The sequence below is a fragment of the Solidesulfovibrio aerotolerans genome, from assembly GCF_009856865.1.
GTDB classification, from domain to species: Bacteria; Desulfobacterota; Desulfovibrionia; order Desulfovibrionales; family Desulfovibrionaceae; genus Solidesulfovibrio; species Solidesulfovibrio aerotolerans.
Genome location: NZ_WVUD01000086.1, coordinates 1 through 4,475 on the forward strand (window position 1 = coordinate 1; position 4,475 = coordinate 4,475).

The window sequence follows — 4,475 nt, forward strand, 5'->3', positions numbered from 1 at the left end:
TGAACTTGATGTCATGGCAATTTATGCCATTTTTTCAAAATTGATCGCCTAAGTGGAAAGGCATCATGAGCTTGCACCAGTTGTCGCTTTCAGGCGTCAAGCCTTTTCTTAGCCGGACAGTAATGGTCAAAAATAAAGCAGTCCGAGAATAATATTCTTTGAAAACATGGTGTCTTTTTTAGAGCAAAAAAGGATGCTCACACCTGTAAAGGGATCGGACCGGTCGCCGAATGGAATGCTGCTGAATATGTCGAGTCAAATGATGCAGCCAAACGCTGGATATGATGCCTGCTAATACGATACGACCGCAAAAATCGACTTTGAAAACGCTGTTAGCCGCGCTGCAACCCTGGCCCGGCGTAGGGGGAAGAGCCGCTCCAGGCTGCGGTATAGCCGGCCATGCCGGTGGCGGCAATGGCCGTTTCGCTGCCTCCCGGATGGTTGGCACGGACGTTTCGCCAATACCTTTGATGGCACAGTGCCAATCTTCTGGAAAGGCCGAACAGAGAGTGCAAAACTCCTGGTGGACAAGAGCGGCTTCTTCACCAACGAGCAGTCCCTCGTCCCGCTCCTGGGTGCCATAGTGTCGGGGCAAGACGACTGGTGGCAGCTGCAGAGCCGTTACATGCAGATTGGGGCCATGGTCAGACTCAATACCGCAACTCAACGAGGCGCAGCCAGCCCGGATTCCATCCAGAGCAGCCTGACCGTTTGCCACCGCAACCACGCAGAATTTACCCCGCGTTGACGGACGTGACCAAAGCCGATACGGCAAATTGTCAATGATAACCCTTGGCAAGATAAAAATGGGGCTGTGATGACCGCACTTCAAAAAAGAGTGAATACGTACCGCCTGGGCTTCGCATCTGAACGCGGGAGGGGCACCAACTTTGAAGCCCTGGTGCTCTGCTGCCAGGAATAAGAAAAGTACAGGCTATGACAAACGCAGGGCATCAGCCTACACAGCCGGAGCGCCATGCGACACTGCGGCACAATGCCGGGAATTTTGCAGCAGCAGCTTTCCTTGCAGGCTCCGTTTTTTATATGACCTGCTGCAAGCAGGGGAACTGGCCGGTTTGGGCTATAACAATTTCCTGCGCGGCTGTTTATTTTGCCCTGAATCGTCTTGAATCATGCAAGAATTCCGGTCACTATAAAGCATACGCGATCTTTATTTCAGCCGGATTCTTTACCGCTTTGCTCATCTCCTGTCTGCCGCTGTGCTCATTTACCTGGAGCATCAATGATGACCACATGGTTTTCAGTCTCATTGGGTCTGACGGCAGCATGACGGCAGCTAATTTTCTCAAATATTGCCTATCCGCAGAAGAGCTCGGCGGATTTTTGGAAAATACATCAGGGCGATTCAGGCCTTTTTTCATGTTTCTATTTGGTTTGCAGGCCATGCTCTTCGGCGATGCTATTCACTTATGGTACACCGCTTCGGCATGCGCGTTCTTTACGGCTGTTTTGCTGTGGTTCGCGGTATTGCGCCAGGAGCTTGGCGACATCCTGGGAAGCCTCGGCGCAGTGGCTTCCGTTATATGGCTTCAGTATCACTGGATTTTCAGGGATATTGGATTGTCGGAGCCATACTGCCTGCTTGGCGCCTCGCTGTGCGTCTATGCCTGTTCGCGCACCTACACGCAAGAGCGCGTAAGCGGATTTTATCTCTGTATTTTGACACTTGGCCATGCTCTTGTTGTCGGCTCGAAAGAGCCGTTTGCGGCATTTTCGGCATTGCCCATTGGCTTTTTGGTCTGGAAACTCATCACGACCAAGCCGCCAAAAAAATCCGAATGGATAAGTCTCATAGCCAATTGCCTCATCGCCTTTACAATGCTTCTTGGAATGTCCCGCACCTTGTGGCTGCGTGGAAAAGACTTCTATGGCGGCAGTCTTGACACGGGTGTCGTCTCCATAGACGTCATCGGCATCCTCTTTACATCATGGTATTTTCAGGTCCTGGGGCTATTTCTTGTCCTTACGGTTGTTTACGCGAAGAAAGCCAAGCTCGGACTGCGACAACTTCTTTGCGACCAAAACTATCGCCCGGTCTTCTGGGGGTTGTCTTTTCTCAGCCTTTTTATTGTTGGACATATCATTATATATAGAGGCAATGTACAGAGCCAGCACTACAGAATTATTTTCTCCGTGTTGCCTTGCATCATGCTGCTTCTTGTGGTGCGTTTGTGGCTGTCACTTGTCGCCCTGTTTGGAAACAACATATTTCTTGTCCGGGCCAAAGCTCTCGCCGGGGCCATTCTTGTGGCTGTCTCGCTCATGGCGCCTTGGAATTCGCGGCTTTCCATTCTAGACTACCAAACGCTGAACAAGCACTTTTACGAAGTGCTTCGGAGCGTTGCCGCAAAAATTTCCGCTGAGCCGCTACGTCCTCTGGCCATCGTCTCCAACGAAAATACGGAATTTGAATGGATCGTAAGCCCGGCAATATATCTTAAACGCCACTTCAAAACGCCAAATACAATCGTTGTGGCGCCACATGGAAGAAGCGATAAGCGCCTCCCCCCCGTCCTTGAGAACCTGATCCGCGATGGATTGGAGGATATCATATCGCCATATCCTGCGAACGCCGAAACGGAATTCTTCAATATCGGGTTGCTGTGCCTCCCTACACAGGGGCACAATGTGGCCTATATCGTTGTCTCCAAAACAGAAGGCAAGGTCGATCTTTTCCTTGCTCCGTAACCCACCTGTCGCGTTATCCCCTGAGAATAACAAGTCATAGCTTATCTATAAAAAGTTTAGGTCTGTATCTTTCGTAAGGAAATGATTGCCGCCGCCAAGTGGATCAACGATAAAGAGGTTGCCCCAGGTTTTGCATAGCGAAATAGCAGCTTGCGCAACCGGTTGCACCAAGAATGGCAGGGCTTAACTACCCGCCGTCGCGCTTTGAAAGAAGCGGCAATCCCCCCCCCATTTTGCAGGGTGGCGATTGGTCCTTTTGTCGAGAGTCCGGCGGGTGGGCACGGCAGGAGCACGGAGGGTGTCGGGCGGGCAACGATCCCAGGTTGGGACAGTCTTTGCCTGCTCTCCTGCCGCAATGCCAAGGGTGGGGAGAGCGTGGGGGGAGATACGCCCCAACGCAAAAGGGGTTCCGGCTATAAACCGGAACCCCTTAAAATCTCTGGTGGGCCATGAAAGACTCGAACTTTCAACCAACGGATTAAGAGTCCGCTGCTCTACCAATTGAGCTAATGACCCGTGCTGCACTCACATGCGGCGAAGACGGGGTCTACGCAGGTGGAGGGTGTTTGTCAACGAGTTTGTGAAAAAAAATCCCCAGCCCGGCTGGGCCATTTGCCGTGGGGCCGTTTATGGAGTATATACCGCGTTTGGACGACGACTACCGCCGCCACGCGGCGCATATATAGGGCGAACATGAGCCACATCCTCGGCATCAAGTTCCGTGATCACGGACAGGTCTATTATTTCGATTCCGGCCCCTTTGTCGTGGCCCTGGGCGACGACGTGCTGGTGCAGACCGAGCAGGGGCTCGGCATGGGGCGTGTGTTTGTCGTGCGCGACACGCCGCCGGAGGCCGCCGATGGCCAGGAAATCAAACCTATTTTCCGCCTGCCCACCCAGGAAGATGTCGATGCCCGCCGCGAAAACGACCAGTTGGGCCGCGACGCCCATGCCTGGTGCCGCAAATGCATCGAAACCAGAAATCTGGAAATGAAGCTCGTGGACGTGGAAGTACTCCACGACCGCAGCAAGATCGTCTTTTATTTCACGGCCCCGGGCCGTGTCGATTTTCGCGAATTGGTCAAGGATCTGGTCAAGGCCTACCACACCCGCATCGAATTGCGCCAGATCGGCGTGCGCCACGAGACGCAGATGCTCGGGGCCATCGGCAATTGCGGCCAGATCTGCTGCTGCCGCCGGTTCATGCGCAAGTTCGCCCCGGTCACCATCAAGATGGCCAAGGAACAGAACCTGTTTCTCAACCCCACCAAGATCTCCGGCATCTGCGGCCGGCTGCTGTGCTGCCTGTCCTTTGAGCAGGAAAACTACGAGCAGTTCCAGCGCAAATGCCCCCGGGTGGGCAAGAAATTTTCCACTGGCTTTGGCATGGCCAAGGTGCTGCGCACCAACCTCTTTCGCGAAACCGTCACCGTCCTTGACGAGGCCGGCGACGAACGCGAACTGACGGTGGAGGAATGGACGCAGGCCGTCGAGGCCCGTCCGGCCGTCATCGAAGGGGTTGGCGAAGCACCGGCCGCTCCCCGCCCGGACGCCCCGCGCCCGGAGGGTGCCCGCAGCGAAGGCCCGCGTCCCGAAGCTCCCCGTGCGGATGCCGCCCGCTCCGATTCGGCCCGGCCCGATGGCCCCCGTAGCGATTCCCGGGGCGAGCCCCGGCGCAGCGACGGCCAGCCCGGCGAACGGCGCGGGTCTGGCCGTGACCAAGGCCGCGAACAGGGCCGCGATGCCGATCGCAAGCGGAGTCCCGC

Annotated in this window: 2 protein-coding genes, 1 tRNA gene and 1 pseudogene; 2 read left to right on the forward strand and 2 right to left on the reverse strand. The window is 55.0% G+C overall.

Going from position 1 to position 4,475, the window contains the following annotated elements; translation table 11 throughout:
- Positions 1 to 936 precede the first annotated feature (936 nt).
- Entirely contained in the window at positions 937 to 2,709 is a 1,773-nt protein-coding gene (locus GTA51_RS19925; protein ID WP_160964243.1) for a hypothetical protein, read from the forward strand.
- 56 nt (positions 2,710 to 2,765) lie between these two features.
- Here the strand turns inward: GTA51_RS19925 and GTA51_RS21125 are convergent.
- Together GTA51_RS21125 and GTA51_RS19930 are read right to left on the reverse strand one after the other, a co-directional pair.
- Positions 2,766 to 2,915: pseudogene (locus tag GTA51_RS21125) on the reverse strand (transposase); the annotation flags it as partial.
- Between the two features lie 234 nt (positions 2,916 to 3,149).
- Positions 3,150 to 3,225, reverse strand: a tRNA-Lys gene (locus GTA51_RS19930).
- A 177-nt stretch (positions 3,226 to 3,402) separates the two neighbouring features.
- On the opposite strand from GTA51_RS19930, the gene GTA51_RS19935 reads away from it, so the two are divergent.
- The coding region (locus tag GTA51_RS19935; protein WP_160964244.1) for a PSP1 domain-containing protein at positions 3,403 to 4,475 on the forward strand (1,073 nt) is incomplete at its 3' end.